13 protein-coding genes are annotated in these 17857 nt (G+C 29.0%); 3 read left to right on the top strand and 10 right to left on the bottom strand.

What is annotated here, in order from left to right; all coding sequences use genetic code 11:
* Positions 1-15: 15 nt before the first annotated feature.
* The 7 genes from hisS to J5A73_RS00950 all read right to left on the bottom strand — a co-directional run bounded on the left by hisS (position 16) and on the right by J5A73_RS00950 (position 10109).
* Entirely contained in the window at positions 16-1251 is a 1236-nt protein-coding gene (hisS, locus tag J5A73_RS00980) for a histidine--tRNA ligase (protein WP_211615831.1), read from the bottom strand.
* Positions 1252-1346: 95 nt separating this feature from the next.
* Complete coding sequence (locus tag J5A73_RS00975; RefSeq protein WP_211615829.1) at positions 1347-2882, bottom strand: hypothetical protein; 1536 nt, start codon at positions 2880-2882, stop codon at positions 1347-1349.
* A 176-nt stretch (positions 2883-3058) separates the two neighbouring features.
* Entirely contained in the window at positions 3059-4651 is a 1593-nt protein-coding gene (locus J5A73_RS00970) for a glycoside hydrolase family 57 protein (protein WP_211615827.1), read from the bottom strand.
* A gap of 114 nt (positions 4652-4765) precedes the next feature.
* The gene (locus J5A73_RS00965) at positions 4766-5674 is read right to left on the bottom strand and encodes a YegS/Rv2252/BmrU family lipid kinase (RefSeq protein WP_211615825.1); all 909 of its coding nucleotides are present in this window, start codon (positions 5672-5674) and stop codon (positions 4766-4768) included.
* Between the two features lie 28 nt (positions 5675-5702).
* Entirely contained in the window at positions 5703-6632 is a 930-nt protein-coding gene (locus tag J5A73_RS10730) for a M23 family metallopeptidase (RefSeq protein ID WP_211615823.1), read from the bottom strand.
* 43 nt (positions 6633-6675) lie between these two features.
* A complete protein-coding gene (locus J5A73_RS00955) occupies positions 6676-8826 on the bottom strand; it encodes a spherulation-specific family 4 protein (protein WP_249069321.1) in 2151 nt (716 codons plus the stop codon).
* A gap of 209 nt (positions 8827-9035) precedes the next feature.
* Entirely contained in the window at positions 9036-10109 is a 1074-nt protein-coding gene (locus tag J5A73_RS00950) for a zinc-binding alcohol dehydrogenase family protein (protein ID WP_211615821.1), read from the bottom strand.
* A 171-nt stretch (positions 10110-10280) separates the two neighbouring features.
* Between J5A73_RS00950 and J5A73_RS00945 the strand changes: the two genes are divergently transcribed.
* The 3 genes from J5A73_RS00945 (at position 10281) to J5A73_RS00935 (ending at position 13062) form a co-directional block, all read left to right on the top strand.
* Positions 10281-10730: a MarR family transcriptional regulator gene (locus J5A73_RS00945; RefSeq protein WP_211615819.1), complete on the top strand. Its 450-nt coding sequence runs from the start codon at positions 10281-10283 to the stop codon at positions 10728-10730.
* 75 nt (positions 10731-10805) lie between these two features.
* Complete coding sequence (locus tag J5A73_RS00940) at positions 10806-11552, top strand: ABC transporter ATP-binding protein (protein WP_211615817.1); 747 nt, start codon at positions 10806-10808, stop codon at positions 11550-11552.
* The gene (locus tag J5A73_RS00935) at positions 11545-13062 is read left to right on the top strand and encodes an ABC transporter permease/substrate-binding protein (protein ID WP_211615814.1); all 1518 of its coding nucleotides are present in this window, start codon (positions 11545-11547) and stop codon (positions 13060-13062) included. Before J5A73_RS00940 ends, J5A73_RS00935 begins: the two co-directional genes overlap by 8 nt.
* A 91-nt stretch (positions 13063-13153) precedes the next feature.
* Here the strand turns inward: J5A73_RS00935 and J5A73_RS00930 are convergent, their stop codons facing one another.
* The 3 genes from J5A73_RS00930 to metE all read right to left on the bottom strand — a co-directional run bounded on the left by J5A73_RS00930 (position 13154) and on the right by metE (position 17662).
* Positions 13154-13966 (bottom strand): HAD family hydrolase, encoded by an 813-nt coding sequence (locus J5A73_RS00930; protein ID WP_178938427.1) that lies wholly within the window; start codon positions 13964-13966, stop codon positions 13154-13156.
* Between the two features lie 186 nt (positions 13967-14152).
* Positions 14153-15298, bottom strand: a complete 1146-nt coding sequence (locus tag J5A73_RS00925) for a 5-methyltetrahydropteroyltriglutamate--homocysteine S-methyltransferase (protein WP_211615812.1) — start codon at positions 15296-15298, stop codon at positions 14153-14155.
* A 75-nt stretch (positions 15299-15373) separates the two neighbouring features.
* Positions 15374-17662, bottom strand: a complete 2289-nt coding sequence (metE, locus tag J5A73_RS00920) for a 5-methyltetrahydropteroyltriglutamate--homocysteine S-methyltransferase (protein WP_211615811.1) — start codon at positions 17660-17662, stop codon at positions 15374-15376.
* Positions 17663-17857: the final 195 nt, after the last annotated feature.

The raw sequence follows: 17857 nt of genomic DNA, 5'->3' as shown, positions 1-17857 counted from the left end.
TCATTCCTTTCAAATTTATTTCAAAATTTTCAAAACTTCCTCGAAGCCATATTTTTTCTGCTCCCCAGTACTAAATTTCTTAACCGTAATCACATTTTCATCTCGTTCTTCTTCCCCTAAAATCAACACATATTCAGCATTTTCACGGTTTGCCTTTTTCATTTGTGCTCCAAAACTTTTTGCATTATAGTCAAAGTTTACTTTAATGCCATTTTTTCTAAGTTCATTTACTGTTTTCACAAAATATTCTTTTGTATCATCGAAATAAATTACATAAATTTTTTCTTCATTTTCAGAAATTATAGAATCATCCATTAACATCGCAATTCTTTCCATTCCAGCGGCAAATCCAATTCCAGGAACTTTCGCATTTCCTAATATTTCAAGCAATCTGTCATATCGTCCACCCGCTAGAACTGTCGCTTGTGACCCCAATTTACTCGATTTAATTTCAAAAACCGTGTCCGAATAATAGTCAAGCCCTCTAACTAATTTATCATTTACAACATAATTCACGCCCAACAATTCCAAATATTTTTTAGTATCTTCAAAATATTTTTTACTTTCTTCATCCAAATAATCATAAAGTTTTGGTGCATTTTTAAACTCTTCCTGATCACCTTTATCCTTAGAATCCAAAGCTCTCAAAGGATTTTTCTCATATCTTTTTTGCGAATCTTCACTCAATTTATCAAGTCTTTCAAACATAAATTTTTTCAAATCTTCAATATATTTTTTTCTCGACTCAACATTTCCCAAGCTGTTAATTTCCACAACTAAGCCAGTAATTCCAAGCTCTTCAAGAAAATCACAACCCATTTTAATAATTTCTGCATCTAAATAAGCACTTCTCACACCAAACATTTCCACTCCAGTTTGATGAAATTCTCTCATTCTCCCTTTTTGCGGTGCTTCGTATCTGTACATTGGACCATTGTAAAACCATTTCACTATTGGAGAAGACTTATGAAATCCAGCTTCAAGATACGCTCTCACAACTCCCGCAGTTCCTTCTGGACGCATTGTAACATCTCTTTCTCCTTTATCCTTAAAATCATACATTTCTTTTGAAACAACATCAGTCTCATCTCCAACACCTCTTCTAAAAAGCTCCGTTTCCTCTAAAATCGGCGTAATTATTCGCTCAAATCCATATTTTCCAAAAACTTTTTTTGAAGCATCTACAATCGCATCGTATTTTTTCACATCATCAGAATATCTATCTTTCATTCCTTTTAAGGCAGCTATCATAATTTTTTCCTTTCTTAAATTAATATCGTCAATTTTATTTTATAAATTATTATACCACAATTGACTAAAGATTTTAAGATGTGGGATTTTTTAGTTTAATTTATTTTATTTAATTTATTTTTTTTATCTTTTTCATTTTCATTTTCTATCAAATCTCTTAAATCATTACTTCCTTCTTCATAAATTATTTTTGCAATAACTCTCAAAATTTTATAAAGTTTTCTCAAGCCATAAAATATTAAAATTGTCAAAAGAAAAGTTTGTGAAAATAATAATGAAAATAATAAATTTATGTTTTTGTTGATTTTATACAAACTTTTTTCTAAAAAAAGACTAAATACGATATTTCTTAGCAAATAAACCTGCACAGGAATATAAATTGCAGTTGCCATGCGGATTATTTTTAATATTGAAAGTACAAGTTTTCTTATTTCAAACGAATATTTTTTCTCTCTTTGCAAAATTTTATACATAATTTTTTCTTTTGTAATAAATTCCAGCTCAAAATATCTATTTTTTAAAGTCAAAAGTAACATAAAAATTACAGAAATCAAAAACATCACATAATTAATCTGTTTTTTTATTTTCAATTTTTTATCCACAATAAAAATTTCTTTCCCTTTGTTTTTTTGAAAATATCGATAACTACTGTTTAACGGTAAATAAATTCCATTTGAAAGTTTTATAACTTTTCCTGAAATAATATTTCCGCTATAAATTTTATTTTTTGAAAAAATTTTCACAACATTATTTTTTAAATCAACATATTCGCCCTTTTGTGAATTCAAATTTCCATTTTCTTCTTCAAAATTACTTCTATTTTTTTCATAATAAAGCATAAGACTGCTATTTTCCTTGACTAACAAATTTTCAACTCTATAATTTCCTTCTATTTTATTTCTCGAATCAATAATTTTCCCATTTTTATCAACCGACCATTTAAAATGATAATTTTCATTCAAAATTTCAATAGTAGAATTTTTCAACAAATCCATATCATCCACATCATCGCTTTCCAAAATTAAAAAACTCTGATTTTTCTCCAAAAGCTTTTTTGTATAATTCTGAAAAGTAAGATTTGCCAAAAACAGCAAAATTATTCCAACTATTATTTTATCCCATTTAATATGCAAATAAAAAGCACCAATATAAAACTTTTTCGTCATCTGCACCCAAAATAGACTTGCCCACCTTATAAAAACCAAACTCATCCAAACTATGACAAATGTTATCCAGCTCACAAAAATCAATAAATAAATGTGATAATCCAAAACTTTAATTTGCCAGGCGATATTTAAAGAAGTCAATATCAACATTACATAAACCGTAATTTCCAAAAAGAATTGGGAAAAATCCATTATTTTAATTTGATTATTTTTTATTTTCAAATATTTTTTTCGCTTGTAATAAAGATTTTTTAAATTTTTCTTAGTCTTATTTTTTTCACAAACTTTTCTTAATTCCCTTATTTCATTTTCTATTTTTTTTAACATCATAAATTTAAACTTCTTTAAACGAACATCATTTTTCAAATATTTATTTTCATTTCGCATAAGTTTTACTTTTGTAGAAATAATATAAGAAACAATAATTTTATACAAAACTTGTAAAACTTTTATAATTTCTTTCATTTTTTTCTTCTTTCTTGTATTTTTTTCTTTCTTGCATTCTTTCTTTTTCTTTTTTCTTTATATTTTTTTAAATTTTATAAAAAAGACTGGCTCAAGTCCAGTCCGATTTAATAAAATTTTTTTTATTTTTTATTTTTTATTTTCTTATCTTTTTTATTTTTCTAATTTTTTAATTTTTATAGCCAGTCACTTCTATACATTCTATAATCCATTTCAGGGAAAATATTGTCTCTACTTTCTATTTCAGAAATCCAGCTTTCGTCAAGCGAACCACCTTTGAAATCTTCGTAAATTTTGAATAATCTATTTACATGGTCACTTATTTTTTTATGAGCATAACCCACCATTGTTCCTGTATACATTATAAATTCCCAACAAGAAGTCTGAGCCATGACTAATTCTCTTGCAGCTTGATTTAATGCTCTGTATTCCAATTCATTGTAAGGTTCTCTTCCATTTGCAAGTTCTATCATTTTTTCTGCTGCTTTGTGCAAATGTCTATACGCATAATCGTTTGAACCATCAATCCAAACATCATAATATCCATTTGCTCCCCAGCTTGACATACTTACATCCACAATTTGGTTAGTTGGATATTTTTTCAAATATTTATATGGTGTAATTGTTGAAAAATCAGATTCTGCTGCTGCTCTAAATACCCATTCCAAGAAGATAGGTCCTTCATACCACCAGTGTCCGTATAATTCCGCATCATATGGTGAAATTACAATTGGTTTTCTATATTTCATTTTTGAAGCCAAAAATTGAATTTGTTTAGAACGATTAAATACGAAATTATAAGCATGTTCTTTGGCTCTGTTATATGCTAACTCAGGGTCATAAACCGCTTTGTAAGTACCTTTTTTATCTGTGATTGCGTGATATTTTATTCCAATATTTCTTCTTACACCATCACTATGTAAATAAGGTTTTACATAATCGTAGTCCAATTCATATCCAGCATCTTTATGGAATTCTCTATAAACTCCATCTCCAGGATATCCAATTTCCGAACTCCAAACTTGTTCTGATGATTCTAAGTCACGAGCAAATGCTGCAACATAATTTTTTGTATAAACAGGTGAATAAATTCCATAAACTGGTCTTGGATCACTGTGCATTATTCCGTGAGCGTCGACTAAAAAGTAACGGAATCCGTGTTTTTCCAAAAATTTATCTTGTCCAGGATAATAAGCACATTCTGCAAGCCATATTCCTTTAGGTTCTCTTCCAAAGTTTTTTATGTAATCTTTTTTTGCCATATAAACCTGAGCGTTTACTGCTTCTGGATAATCTTTCATAACAGGTAAAAATCCATGTGTCGCTGTAACAGGTATAATTTCCAAATTCCCTTGATCCTGAAATTTTCTAAATGCTCCTACTAAATCTCTTCCGTATTTTTTCTCAAAAACATCTTTTGCTCTTTGGTTAAACCACAAATTATGTTCAGCAACTTTTTTCATATCAGGATAAGGTGCTAATCTTTCTAATTCTTTTTTACAAAATTCAACAAGCTTGTTGATATGTTTTAAATATCTGTTTCTCAACAAATCGTCATTCATCATATTTACAAGTGTCCCTGACATTGTTATTGTCATATTCCAAGGAATATTATCCCTTGTTAAATTTTCAAACATTTCCAAAAGCGGAATATATGTTTCAGTAATAGCTTCATATAGCCAGTCTTCTTCCAAAAATTCCTCATATTCAGGATGTCTTACATAAGGCAAATGTGCATGCAAAACAAAACTTAAATATCCATTATTCATACTTTTTTTCCTCCATAATCAAATTTTTTATTATATATTATTTATACCACATTTTTTAAATTTTTTAAAGACTTATTTTAAATATCTTTTTTTTTATTTACAATTTTAAGAAAATTAATAAAATATTTTTAACTTATTACTAATGACTTTTACGCTCACATCTTCATTTTTCCCTCTTTCGCCATCAATGCTAACTCCTATTTTTTCTTCAATTTTTTTAATTTCACATTTTTTTATCTGCAAAATTCTCACATAATCGTTGTTCATCAAATTATTATTTAATAAATCTAAAAATATTTTTGAAATATCAAGCGGATTGTCAATATTTTTTACAATTAAAATATGCAAAAATTCATCATTTACATCCGCATTGTAAATTATTTCATCAAATCCAGCAACACTTTTTCCATTCAAAATCATAAATAAAATTGCCTTTTCTTCAATATCTTCATAATCTTTTCCATCAAAAATCTGCATTTTTAAATCAAATTTTTTTATATTTGTCAATTCTGTGAGTCCATTCAAATAATATGCAACTTTTCCAATTGTCTTTTTTAAATTTTTGTCTGTATTATAAGAAATTTTTGAAAAAAGTCCACTTGCATAAGATGACAAAAAAATCTTCTTCCCATTAATTAAACCAAAATCAACATACTTCGGCTCTTTTATTAAAATATTGTAAATCCAATCATCAATATTATTTCCTAAATTTAGTGATTTTCCAAAATCATTTGAAGTTCCAGTTGGAAAAATAGCAACTTTTGGAAACTTTATATTTTTTACATAAATTTCACTTAAAGTTCGGCTAAGCGTACCATCTCCACCAGATAAAATTAAAATATCATATTTTTCACTTGCCAAAATATCACAGAGTTTATTATAATTTTTATTTATACTGTAAAAAGTTACTATAATTCCCTTTTTTAAAAGTTTGGTAACTATCAAATCGAAATTATTCAAAATTACATTTGAATTTCCAGATTTCGGATTATATACTAAAAGTGCTTTCTTTAGTTTTTTCATAAATTTTCCCTACTTTCCTTGTTCTATTCTATTCTCTTTTTTGATTTTTTTGAGTTTTATTTTTTAATTTTTTAGTTTTTTCAATTTCTTCGATTTTTTTACCATCTTTTAAATTTTTTTCCAACTTTTCTTTTTCCTTTTCTTTCTCCAAAAATATGCTTTCAGTTATAAATCCTTTGTCATAGCCTTTTGGCTCAAACCACTGCATTTTACTTTTCTCAGTTTGAATTTTTTTCTCCTCTTTGGTCAAATTATTTCCATTTTTTATTTTAAAATACATTTCAGGATCGACTCTGTTTAAAAGACCTTTTCCTCTCATTTCAAAAGCTATTTCAAAATGTAAATGTGGCGCATGAGTTCCACTTGCATTTCCTGTTGTCCCTGTTTTTGCTATAACCTGTCCAGCTTTCACTTCATCACCAACTTTTACTTTAACTTCGCTCAAATGAGCATATCTTATATACTTTATCGGAAACGCAGGATTGTAATTAGGTCCGTAAAGCTGTTCTCTTGCACTTTCTTTTGGCTTATAATGCTTTCTTTTTATTTTTTCCAAATCAGCAGGATTTACTTCCAAATAAAGATTTAGACCGTAACCTTTTTTATCAACATATAAATCAACAACTTTTCCATCTAAAACCGCATACACATCAGTCCCAGGCTGCGCAAAAATGTCAACTCCCTGATGAACTCTTAGACCATTACTTCGAACTCGTCCAAATTTTGACCAATCAGGATATTCTTCTCCACGAAAATTATAATATGCGAGTTGTGGGTCTTTTACTGGATTAATTCTAAAAATATTGTCATCCTCCTCGAAAACACCATTATCTTTTAAATTTTTATTTCCATTAAATATCAGTATTAAAATAACAATCACAAGAATTGCAAAAGATACAATTCCTGCAATTATCATATTTTTTTTATTTATAAAATTTTTGTTTTTACTCTCTTCCATAAATTAATTAAATCTCTTCTCCTTATATTTTTAAAATATCCTTTTAAAATGCGGCATTAAATCCTAATTTTACAGCGCTATTTTTACTGTCTTGCAATTCATAAGATAATTTTACACCAAAATTATTTGTGACATTATATTTTAAACCAGCTTCCGCATTTACTCCACCTCTTGAATAAGATAACGGCGCAAGTTCATATCTTGTCAAATGTTCTCTTTCTCTGTGATAAGATTTTTTAGAAAATCTACTTTCATATTCCACATTACCAAATAAATCAACTTTTCCAAGCGATGTTTCTCCATAAATTCCAATTATTCCGTTTGGTAAAGTTGTCGATGTTCCTAAAAAGTTAAGTTTGTCAATATCTCCTTCTTTAACTCTTGTAACTCCAAGACCGACATATGGTTTTATGTAGCCGTTGTCAAATAAAAATTTGTAACCTAATTTTGTTGAAAAATCTAAAATCTTTGACTTAAATTCCGCATCACTTATAGCTCCAAGAGTTTTACTTGTCTCAAATCTATGTTTATTTGTCGAATAAAGTAAATTTCCTATTAAATCAATGTTGTCGTTAAAGTCATATTTTACACTTAATCCAAGCTGATAAGATTTAATTTTTTCTTTTATATCTTCAAATTTTTCTTTGTAATAAACATTAGATGTGTCATACCCAAAAGTTGTTCCCAAAGTAAATTTCCCAAAATCTTTTGATCCATTAAATAAAATACCATCACTGACCGAATTATATTTTACATTGCTCTTTTTATCTTTATATCTGTCGCCATTGTTATCCAAATACTGGATATCCAATTTGTACTGACCATCTTTTGTTTTTTCAAGATTTTTTAATGTCGTATTTCTAGCCGATCTCGCTAAATCTAAATCAACTTTTGAACGAGGCATTTCAACTGTAACTTTTTCCGCCGATTGATTTTCAGGTGAAAATAAACTTCCAGTTTTTGGAGTAAAATTATTAATCGTCATCATCAAATCTTCAAAATATGTTGGCAAATCATCATAAGCATTTGGCGTTGCAGCAGTTGTGATATAAACAAGTCCCGCATTTCTTTCACGAGATAATTTTATAATTTCTTCATATTGTTCAGGTGTTGCAGAATGAATAATATGATAAATTTTATTGGCATTTTCTGGATTAGTTTCAAATTCAGAAGTTCTGTTAGCAAAATTATTTATGTAATCATTTGCTGAAGTTTCATTTGTTAGCCAAATATCTGCATATGGTGCAATTGCATCATTAATCTGTGCACCTGGATTTCCTATTACGGTCATGCTGGGATACTTAGTTTTAACATATTTATATAAATTTAACATATAATTTACTTCATTTTGATTATTTCCATTCAAAGTTTCATCAAAAAATATTCCAGAAATATTATTATTTCCATAAAACTCAACATATTTATCAATATCAGCATAAACATCGTCAAGATTTCTTGTAAATCCTGTAGTTTTGACATAACCTACACTTTTTACTCCCGCTTCATTATTTTTTTTTATCTGTTTTGTAAAATTGTCATTTACTTGGGTATCAGGTCCATTATTAGGATTTATAATTGCATAAGGGATTTTTCCAGCACCATTTTTAGCAACACTTTCCCAATATTGATCTCCATCTGCTGGAGCATGATAAGTTGGCATAACAACTGTCTGATTTTTAAGCGGTGTTTCTTCTGCTCTATGTTTTTTTGCAAAGCCACTTTTATATTCAACATTAATTTGAATTAAATCAGGATCTTCACTATAACTATTTTGAGATTTCTTTCTTATATTATTTCTTTTATAATTATAATTAGATGTTGTTGAATCTTTAGAAGATACATTTTCAAAATTTTTTGAAGGATTTGCAGCTATATTTTCATCACGATAATTTTCTTTTTCTTTCTTAACAATAACTGTTTGATTTTGATTTTTATCTTTATCTTTTTTAGAGTCTTCTTTTTTTCTTTCAGATCTTCTTTTTTCAAATTCTTTAATGCTAATCTTTTCAATTACAAGATTTTCATTTTCGTCGTCATTGTCAGGATCACTTTTATTTAAAGCAACACTTTCTTCTTCTGTAACTTTCGAAGAATCATTTGTTTCAATATTGCTATTATCTATTGGTTTTCCATAACTTATTCCTGCAACTCCAGCCATAATGCATGGAATTATCTTTTTTAATTGACTTTTCATTATTAGGCGCTCCTTTTCGCATAAATTTTTATTTCAATTTTTCTTAATTATAAAATAACACAAATTTTGCAAAAAGTAAACAAAATATTTTTAATATATATTTTAATTTCAAAAAAATAACTAATTTTTATTATTCCAGCCATTTTTTCTAATTACTTCGTTCTTGCTCACAATTATTTTTATTAATATAATTATACCACATTTTTCTATTAATCCACAACCACAACAACTTTCCCATTCGCCATATTTCCTTCCAAAAATTCATGTGCTTTTGCGATTTCATCCAATGTAAAAACTTTTGAAATTTTAGGTCTAATCGAATGTTTTTCAAGAAAATCAAACATTTCATTAACTGTATCTTTATTGACATTTGTACTATCAAATGAAGTTAAATATGACTCTGAAATAATATCAACCAATGGCTCAAAATCTTCAATTATCCAGCCTCCAAGACATCCTGTCATACAGACGATTCCACCTTGCTTTACTGATTTTAGTGACGATTTCAAAGTTGGTCTTCCAATTAATTCTAAAACTTTATCCACGCCATCTGGGAATAATTTTTTCAAATTTTCATCAAAATTTTCATTCCCAACAATCACTTCATCTGCACCTTTTCCCTTCAAAAACTGCTCTTTAGATGCACTTCTGCTCGTAGCGATAACTCTCACATTGATAGCTTTTGCCAACTGAATAGCTGCTAATGCCACCGACCCTGTTCCACCTCGAACTAAAAGTGTTTCTCCTTCCTTTAATTTCAAACTTTTAAAAAGTGAGCCATACGCTGTATAATAAAGTTCTGGATACGCTGCAATTTCTGACCAGAAAATATTTTTTTCTGTGATTTCCAAATTTTCTGAAAATTTTTCTTTTAATTGCTCCTTATTTTTTAACTCGATATTATCAATATTCTTGAAGAAACTTTTTTCATTAGGCAATCTATAAACTTGATTTTTCGGAATCAAAATATATTCTGCATAACTTCCGTCAAATTCTCTTCCCATGCCATTCATCATCGAAAAAACTTTGTCACCTTTTTTAAAATCGCTGTTAGACGGCTCTTCCACAATGCCGACACATTCGATCCCAATTACTCTTGGAAGTTTTACCGATGGCGAATCTCCTTGACGAGTAAAAATTTCAGCTCTATTTATTCCAAATGCTTTTATTTTCACAAGAATCCAATCTTTTTTCACTTCTGGAATTGGAACATTTTTTATTTTCATTTCTTCAGCACTACACGGTTTTTCAAGCACCATTGCTTTCATAAATTTTCTTTTCATAAATTTTAACTTCCTTCCTTTTGTTTTTTTATTTTTAAAACATTTTATCATTTTTATAAAAAATATTTGACTTTTTTAATTACTATATGGTAATATAAATTTACGATATAGTAATATTTTTATGTGAATATATTATCATATAGTAATAATTTTGTAAAGGAGGAAAATACTATGAAATCAAACTCTGGATTTTATATAAGCAGAATAAAACAAGTAAATACTAGACTTTTGAATAAATTTTTAGCACAAAAAAATATAACAGCATTTAATGGGGAGCAAGGTCGAATTTTGCATGTGCTTTGGGAAAATGATAGGATTAGTAATAGAGAATTGTCGAAAAAATCTGGTCTTGCTATGAGTTCACTTACAACGATGCTTGAACGGATGGAAGAAAAAAAATTATTGATACGAAAATTTTGTCCGACTGATAAACGGAAAAGTTTAATTTTTTTAACGGATTATGCTAAATCTTTGAAAAGTGAATATGATGAAATTTCTGACAAAATGACTGAAATCTCTTTTGAAGGAATTTCAAATGAGGAGAGATTGGCTTTTGAGGCGATTTTAGAAAAAGTTTTGTATAATTTTGAAAAAGCTGAACAGGAATTTAATAAAAAATAATTTAAAATACTGAACAAAATTTGAAATTTATAAAATTTATAAAAATTTATTTGGTATTTAACTGGAGGTAAATGAATGATAGAATTTATCAATGTTGGAATGACTTATCCAAATGGGAATGTTGGATTAAAAAATATAAACTTGACTATAAAGGAGTCTGAAATTACGGTTTTTATTGGACCGTCTGGGAGCGGGAAAACTACGCTTTTGAAAATGATTAATCGGTTGGAGGATAATACGACTGGGGAAGTGAAAATTAATGGGAAAAATGTGAAGGATTATAATATTCACAAAATGCGTTGGGATATTGGATATGCTTTGCAGCAAGTGGCACTTTTTCCGCATATGACGGTTGAAGAAAATATTGCGATTGTGCCTGAATTGAAAAAATGGAAGAAAGAAAAAATTGATGCGAGAATTAATGAGTTATTAAATATGGTTGGGCTTGAGCCTGAAAAATATCGAAAGAGAAACCCTTCAGAATTATCTGGTGGAGAAGCACAAAGGGTTGGAATTGCAAGAGCTCTAGCTGCTGATCCAAAAATTATTTTGATGGACGAACCATTTAGTGCATTAGATCCCATCACTCGTGCAAATTTACAGGAAGATGTGAAAAAACTTCAAAAACAAATTCACAAAACAATTGTTTTTGTAACTCACGACATTGAGGAAGCATTTTTATTGGGGGATAAAATTTGTATTATTCAAGACGGCGAGTTAGTTCAATCTGGAACAAAACACGAAATAATATCAAATCCTAAAAATGATTTTGTGAAAAAATTTATAGCTTTTAAAAAGAAAGAAGGTGAAATTTATGAATAAATTAATTTTGACTTTTTTAGAGAAAAAAGACGAACTTTTTAGTGGAATTGTGGAGCATATTCAAATTTCTTTTATTGCACTAATAATCGCTCTAATTATCGCCATTCCACTAGGAATTTATTTGAGCTATCATAAAAAATTAGCAAATATCGTTATTGCAATTAACGGCGTTATTCAAACTATACCATCTTTAGCAATTTTAGCACTTCTAATTCCTATTGTTGGAATTGGGAGAAAACCTGCTATAATCGCCTTAATACTTTACGCTCTGCTTCCAATTTTACATAATACTTACACTGGGATTACTGGCGTGGATCCAATGTATATGGTAACTTCAAGAGCTTTAGGAATGAATAAATTTCAACAACTTTCAAAAGTTCAGCTTCCACTGGCTATGCCTGTAATAATGACAGGAGTTAGAACGGCTGCAGTTTTAATTATTGGGACTGCCACATTGGCTTCACTTGTTGGAGCTGGAGGACTTGGAAAGTTGATTTTACTTGGCCTTGATAGGAATAATAACTATTTGATTTTGTTAGGAGCAATTCCTGCCGCTTTACTTGCGATTTTATTCGATTTCATCTTTAAGCAATTGGAAAAATTGAGTATCAAAAAAATATTAATTTTCCTAATTTTAATCACGTTTGCGTGTCTTTTTGGGTCAATTAGCAGTTTTAATAATACAAAAAAAGACAAATTGATAATTTCTGGAAAACTTGGTTCTGAGCCAGAAATATTGATAAATATGTATAAAATTTTGATTGAAGAAAATAGTAAAATTGGCGTTGAGTTAAAACCTGGACTTGGAAAAACTTCATTCGTATTCAATGCTTTGAAAAATGGCGATATTGATATTTATCCTGAATTTTCAGGAACTGCCGTTTTTACTTTCTTGAATGAAACTCCTGTGAATAATAATGCTGAAGATGTTTTTAATCAAGCACAAAAAGGAATGGAAACTAAATTTAAAATGGTTATGTTAAAACCTATGAAATATAATAATACTTATGCAATCGCTGTTAGCAAGAAGTTTGCTGATGAAAATAATTTGAAGACGATTTCTGATTTGGCGAGAGTGAAGGATAAAATAAAAGCTGGATTTACAAGAGAATTTAATGACCGTGAAGATGGATATCTTGGACTTAAAAAATTGTATCAGTTTGAAATTCCAAATATTAAAGAGTTTGAACCAAAACTTCGTTACGTTGCTGTTCAAAGTGGCGATATTAACTTGGTTGACGCATACTCTACTGATCCTGAACTTGCTCAATATAATATGGTTATTTTAAAGGATGATAAGCATTTATTTCCGCCATATCAAGGTTCTCCAATGATGCGTGAGGAAACTTTGAAAAAATATCCTAAATTGAGAAATATTTTAGAAAAAATAAGTGGAAAAATTTCAGATGAAGAAATGTCGACAATGAATTATCGTGTTTCTGTGAAAGGTGAGAAAGCGGAAGATGTTGCTAGAGAATATTTGAGAAATGCTGGGATTATAAAAAAATAATCAGAGATTGAACAAAATTTATATAAATTTAATATTATTTAACAAAGGGGGATTCCCCCCTTTTTTTTGATTACAGAAAGCGAATTTATTTCTATAGATTAAATAATTCTCTTAATTTTTTTGCCATTCCATCTTCAGCATTACTTTCAATAACTTCCGTGTCTGTTAATTTTTCAAGCAGCAAATAAATTGAATTTCCCATCGCAAATCCAAGACCAGTTTCTGTTATCAATTCATAGTCATTCAATCCGTCACCAAATGAAACTGCATCTTTTAATGTAAGTCCGTCTCTTTCAAGCAGCACTTCAGCCGCTTTTGCCTTATTGCAGTTTGCCGAAAACACTTCCAAACTTCCTTCGTTTGCAAATAAAAGACTTATATTTCCATCTCCAACCGCTTTTCTTATTTCATTTTCAAGTTCCAGCAGTTCATCATGATCTTCTCCAAGAAAAAATATTTTTGTAAAATTATGCTTTTTAAACTCTTCAGGAGTAATTTGTTTTGGATATCTAGTTCTATCAGGCTTTTTATTGTAAAAATATTCTCGCAAATCTTCAGTAACAAACCAATTTGGTCCAGAATATCCAGTTATAATTATATCTTTCCCAAACGACTTGTAATCAATATCCAAGACTTTATCCAAATATTCTCGCTTCAAGTTATTTGAAAAAATTTCATTCCCATTTTCATCAAAAGCAACAGATCCGTGTGAAGTAATAAGTGGAACTTTCACTCCAAGCTCATCCATCGCTTCTTTTGCTCCTAAATAATTTCTTCCAGTCGCAATATAAAACTTTATCCCTTTTTTCAATAATAATTCTACTGTTTCCCTAGTAAATTCACTCACTTTATGCTCTGCATTCAAAAGTGTACCGTCCAAATCACTTACAACAGCTTTAAACATTTTATTCTCTCCTTCTTTCGTAGCTAATTATTATTTTTATTCTCATATCATTATAACACATTTTTCAATTAGAAAAAAGGAGGAAAAACTTCCTCCACTAAAAATCTTATTTTTAATATTTAAAACAAAATTTAAAAATCATAAATTATAATTATTTTATTCAAACTTCAATATTATTTATCTTTACTAATTTTTCCCCCACACTTCATCAGCAACTTCCTTGATAAATCTAAGTTTTGCCCATTGCTGTTCTTCTGTAAGGTGATTCCCCTCCTCTGTTGAAGCAAATCCACATTGTGGACTTAAATAAAGTCTATCTAGCGGAACATATTTTGAAGCCTCTTTTATACGAGCGATTACAGTTTCTTTTTCCTCTAAAGTCGGATTTTTAGAAGTTATAAGCCCCAATACAACTTTTTTATCCCCAGAAACTTTTGCAAGTGATTCAAAAGTTCCAGCTCTTTCGGTATCAAATTCCAAATAATAAGCGTTCACATCTTCTTTTCCAAAAAGTTCATCAGCAATTTTGTCATATCCACCTTGTCCAAACCAAGTCGAAGCATAATTTCCACGGCAAACATGCGTATTAATTACCAAATCTTCTGGATTATTTTGAAATACCCTATTATTTATATTTAAAAATCTTTCTGCAAATTCACGCCTAATAACTTCCTTATCCCTGTCACTTTTTTCAATAAATGAAGCAATAAAGTTGTCATCTACAAGACATCCCCAAGTACAGTCATCAATCTGCAAAGTTCTAAGCCCTTCATTATACAAATCATTTATTACTGTTTTGTAAGCATTTACAATATCATCTTCTAATCCTTTAAAATCAGGATAAACTTTAAGAAGTGCCTCAACATGCTTATCTTCCCTTACTAATTCCGCATAAAACTGTGCTGGAGCTGGTATCGTAAATCTAGCTTCCACACCTTTTTTATCTTTTACCAAATCTCGCAAAAATATAAAATGCTTTACAAACGGATGATTTTCCCCACTAATTTTTCCAGTAACAATCGCAGTATCATCACGAGTTACAACTCCATTAAATTCATATCCCTTATCAGCGTGAATATGTCCAATTCCATTAAATCCCCAGAAGAAATCCAAATGCCAGTAACTTCGTCTAAACTCTCCATCAGTAACACTTGTATATCCAAGTTCAATTTGCTTATCCACAATTTTTTTAATTTCTTCATTCTCAATTTTTGTCAATTCTTCCTTGTCAATTTTTCCTTTTTCAAAATCATTTCTAGCCTTTTTCAATCTTTCAGGTCTTAAAAAGCTTCCTACTACGTCATGTCTATGAGGTGCATTTATTGTACACATATTTATCAGCTCCTTTATTTATTATTTATTTATAAATTTATTATATTGCATTTTTTATTTTTTTTAATAATATTTCTATAATCTACTTTTCACAATTTTTGTAGCTTCAACAAGATTTTCCAAACTCTTTACAGTTTCTGTAATTCCTCTTGTCTTTAATCCGCAATCAGGATTTACCCATAATTTTTCTTTTCCAATTTTTTTAACCATTATTTCTAAAGCTGCTACAATTTCTTCAACTGAAGGTACTCTAGGAGAATGAATATCATAAACTCCAGGACCTACCTCTGTTTCAAAGTTATTTTCTTTTAGGAAATCAAGAATTGTCAATTTTGATCTTGAAGCTTCAAATGTTATAACATCAGCATCCATATTGTCAATGTCTTTTATTATATCTTCAAATTGGCTGTAGCACATATGTGTATGAATCTGTGTATCCACTTTTACTCCGCTATGGCAAAGTCTAAATGCCTTCAATCCCCAATCAAGGTATTCTTTATGCCAATCTTCTTTTCTTAACGGCAATTTTTCCCTAAGTGCGGCTTCATCTATCTGAATTATTTTTATTCCTGCTTTTTCTAAATCCAATACTTCTTCTCGTATGGCAAGTCCAATTTGAAATGCCATTTCGCTTAATGAAATATCTTCTCTTGGAAATGACCAGTTTAGTATTGTTACAGGCCCTGTAAGCATTCCTTTAACAGGTTTTTCAGTTAATTTTTGAGCATATTCTGAATATAGAACTGAAATTGGCTTTGTTCTTTTCACATCTCCAAAAATTATTGGCGGTTTTACACATCTTGTTCCATAAGACTGAACCCACGCTTTTTCTGTAAATACATATCCTGCCAGATTTTCTCCAAAAAATTCAACCATGTCATTTCTTTCATACTCTCCATGCACAAGCACATCAAGTCCAATTTTTTCCTGCAATTCTATACATTCTTTTATAAAGTTAAATACATTTTTATCATATTCTTCTTTGCTAATTTCACCTTTTCTAAATTTGCTTCTATTTAGCTTCACTTCCTTTGTTTGCGGAAAAGAACCTATTGTAGTTGTTGCAAGTAAAGGAATATTCAACTCTTCCCTTTGAATTTTCTGTCTTTCCTTTCTTGCTCCCTCTCTTACAAAATCACTATCTTTCAATTTTTTAACCGTATCTCTAACTTCCTTATCTTCCATTCCTTTTTCAGAAGTTATAATTTTTTGGTTTTTTACATAAAATTCATTTTCCTGTACTTTTTCCAGCGAATTTTCCCAAAGAACTTGACTCAATTCTCCCAACTCTTTTAATTCTGATAATTTTTCCTCAGCAAACGAGAAATGTCTTAATATATTTTCTGATAATTTTTTTTCATTTCTCAAAGTATAAGGCACATGAAGCAGTGAACAAGATGTCGTTATTACTATATTTTCAACTTTTCCTTTTAAATTATTCAATATATTTAAAACTTTTTTATAGTCACATTTCCAAATATTTTTCCCATTTACAATTCCTGCAAATAATATTTTATCTTTTGGAAATCCCTTTTCAGTTATTAATTTCTCAGTTTGTCTTCCTTCAGCAAAATCAAGACCTATCCCATCAAAATCAAGTTTTGTTATTGTCTTGTAGCAATCTCTCACATCTCCAAAATATGTTTGAAGCAATACTTTTACATCTTTCTTATTCTTCAAAATTTCTGTATAAATTTCTTCAAACAATTTTATATCTTCCTCTGTCTGATCTGTTACTAATTGCGGTTCTTCAATTTGAATCCAATCGATATTTTTTTCATTACATTTTTTCAGCAATTCCACATAAACATTTACAATATCAGTTAAATATTCTTTTTTCTCTTTATTTCCAGTTGTTTTAGCCAATTTATAAAATGTAAATGGTCCAATTACTGACGGATGAGTGTTCACTCTTAATTTTTTAGCTTCCTCAAGTTCATTAAATATCTTATCTGCATTTAATTTAATCTCTGCATAATCATCTAGTTCAGGAACCATATAATGATAATTGGTATTGTACCATTTTCTCATTGAAAGAGCTTTTACATCTCCTTTTTCCCCTTGATAACCTCTCGCAATTGCAAAATATGTATTCAGTTCATTCAATCCTAAATCTTTATAATGTTTTGGAATCGCATTCAATAAAATTATTGTATCCAGTATTCCATCATAAAATGAAAATATATTTCCCGGAATAAATGAAATTTTTTCTTCCTTCTGTTTTAACCACTGGTCTTTTCTAAGCTTTTCCGCTATTTCCAAAAGTTCATTCTCTGTAATTTCATTTCTCCAATATTTTTCTATCGCAAATTTTAATTCTCTATTCTCCCCAATTCTAGGGTATCCAATAATCGCCGTTTTCATAATTTATCTCCTTTATCTATTTGTTACACTAGTAATATTTCTAATTATTTTTGATAAAATTATTATATACAAATATATTATTTCTGTAAAATATATTTATTTTTTGGTTTGTTATAACTTTTATTTATATCAATTTTTTTTATAAAAAAAACCGTACTAAAATTTACAATTCTAATCCAGTCTTTTTTATTTCTT

Origin of the sequence: Leptotrichia sp. oral taxon 218 (assembly GCF_018128225.1) — a bacterium.
In the GTDB taxonomy this organism is placed as follows: domain Bacteria; phylum Fusobacteriota; class Fusobacteriia; order Fusobacteriales; family Leptotrichiaceae; genus Leptotrichia.
The sequence above is the reverse complement of the archived record's forward strand: the minus strand, read 5'-3'. Positions and strand labels throughout refer to the sequence as shown.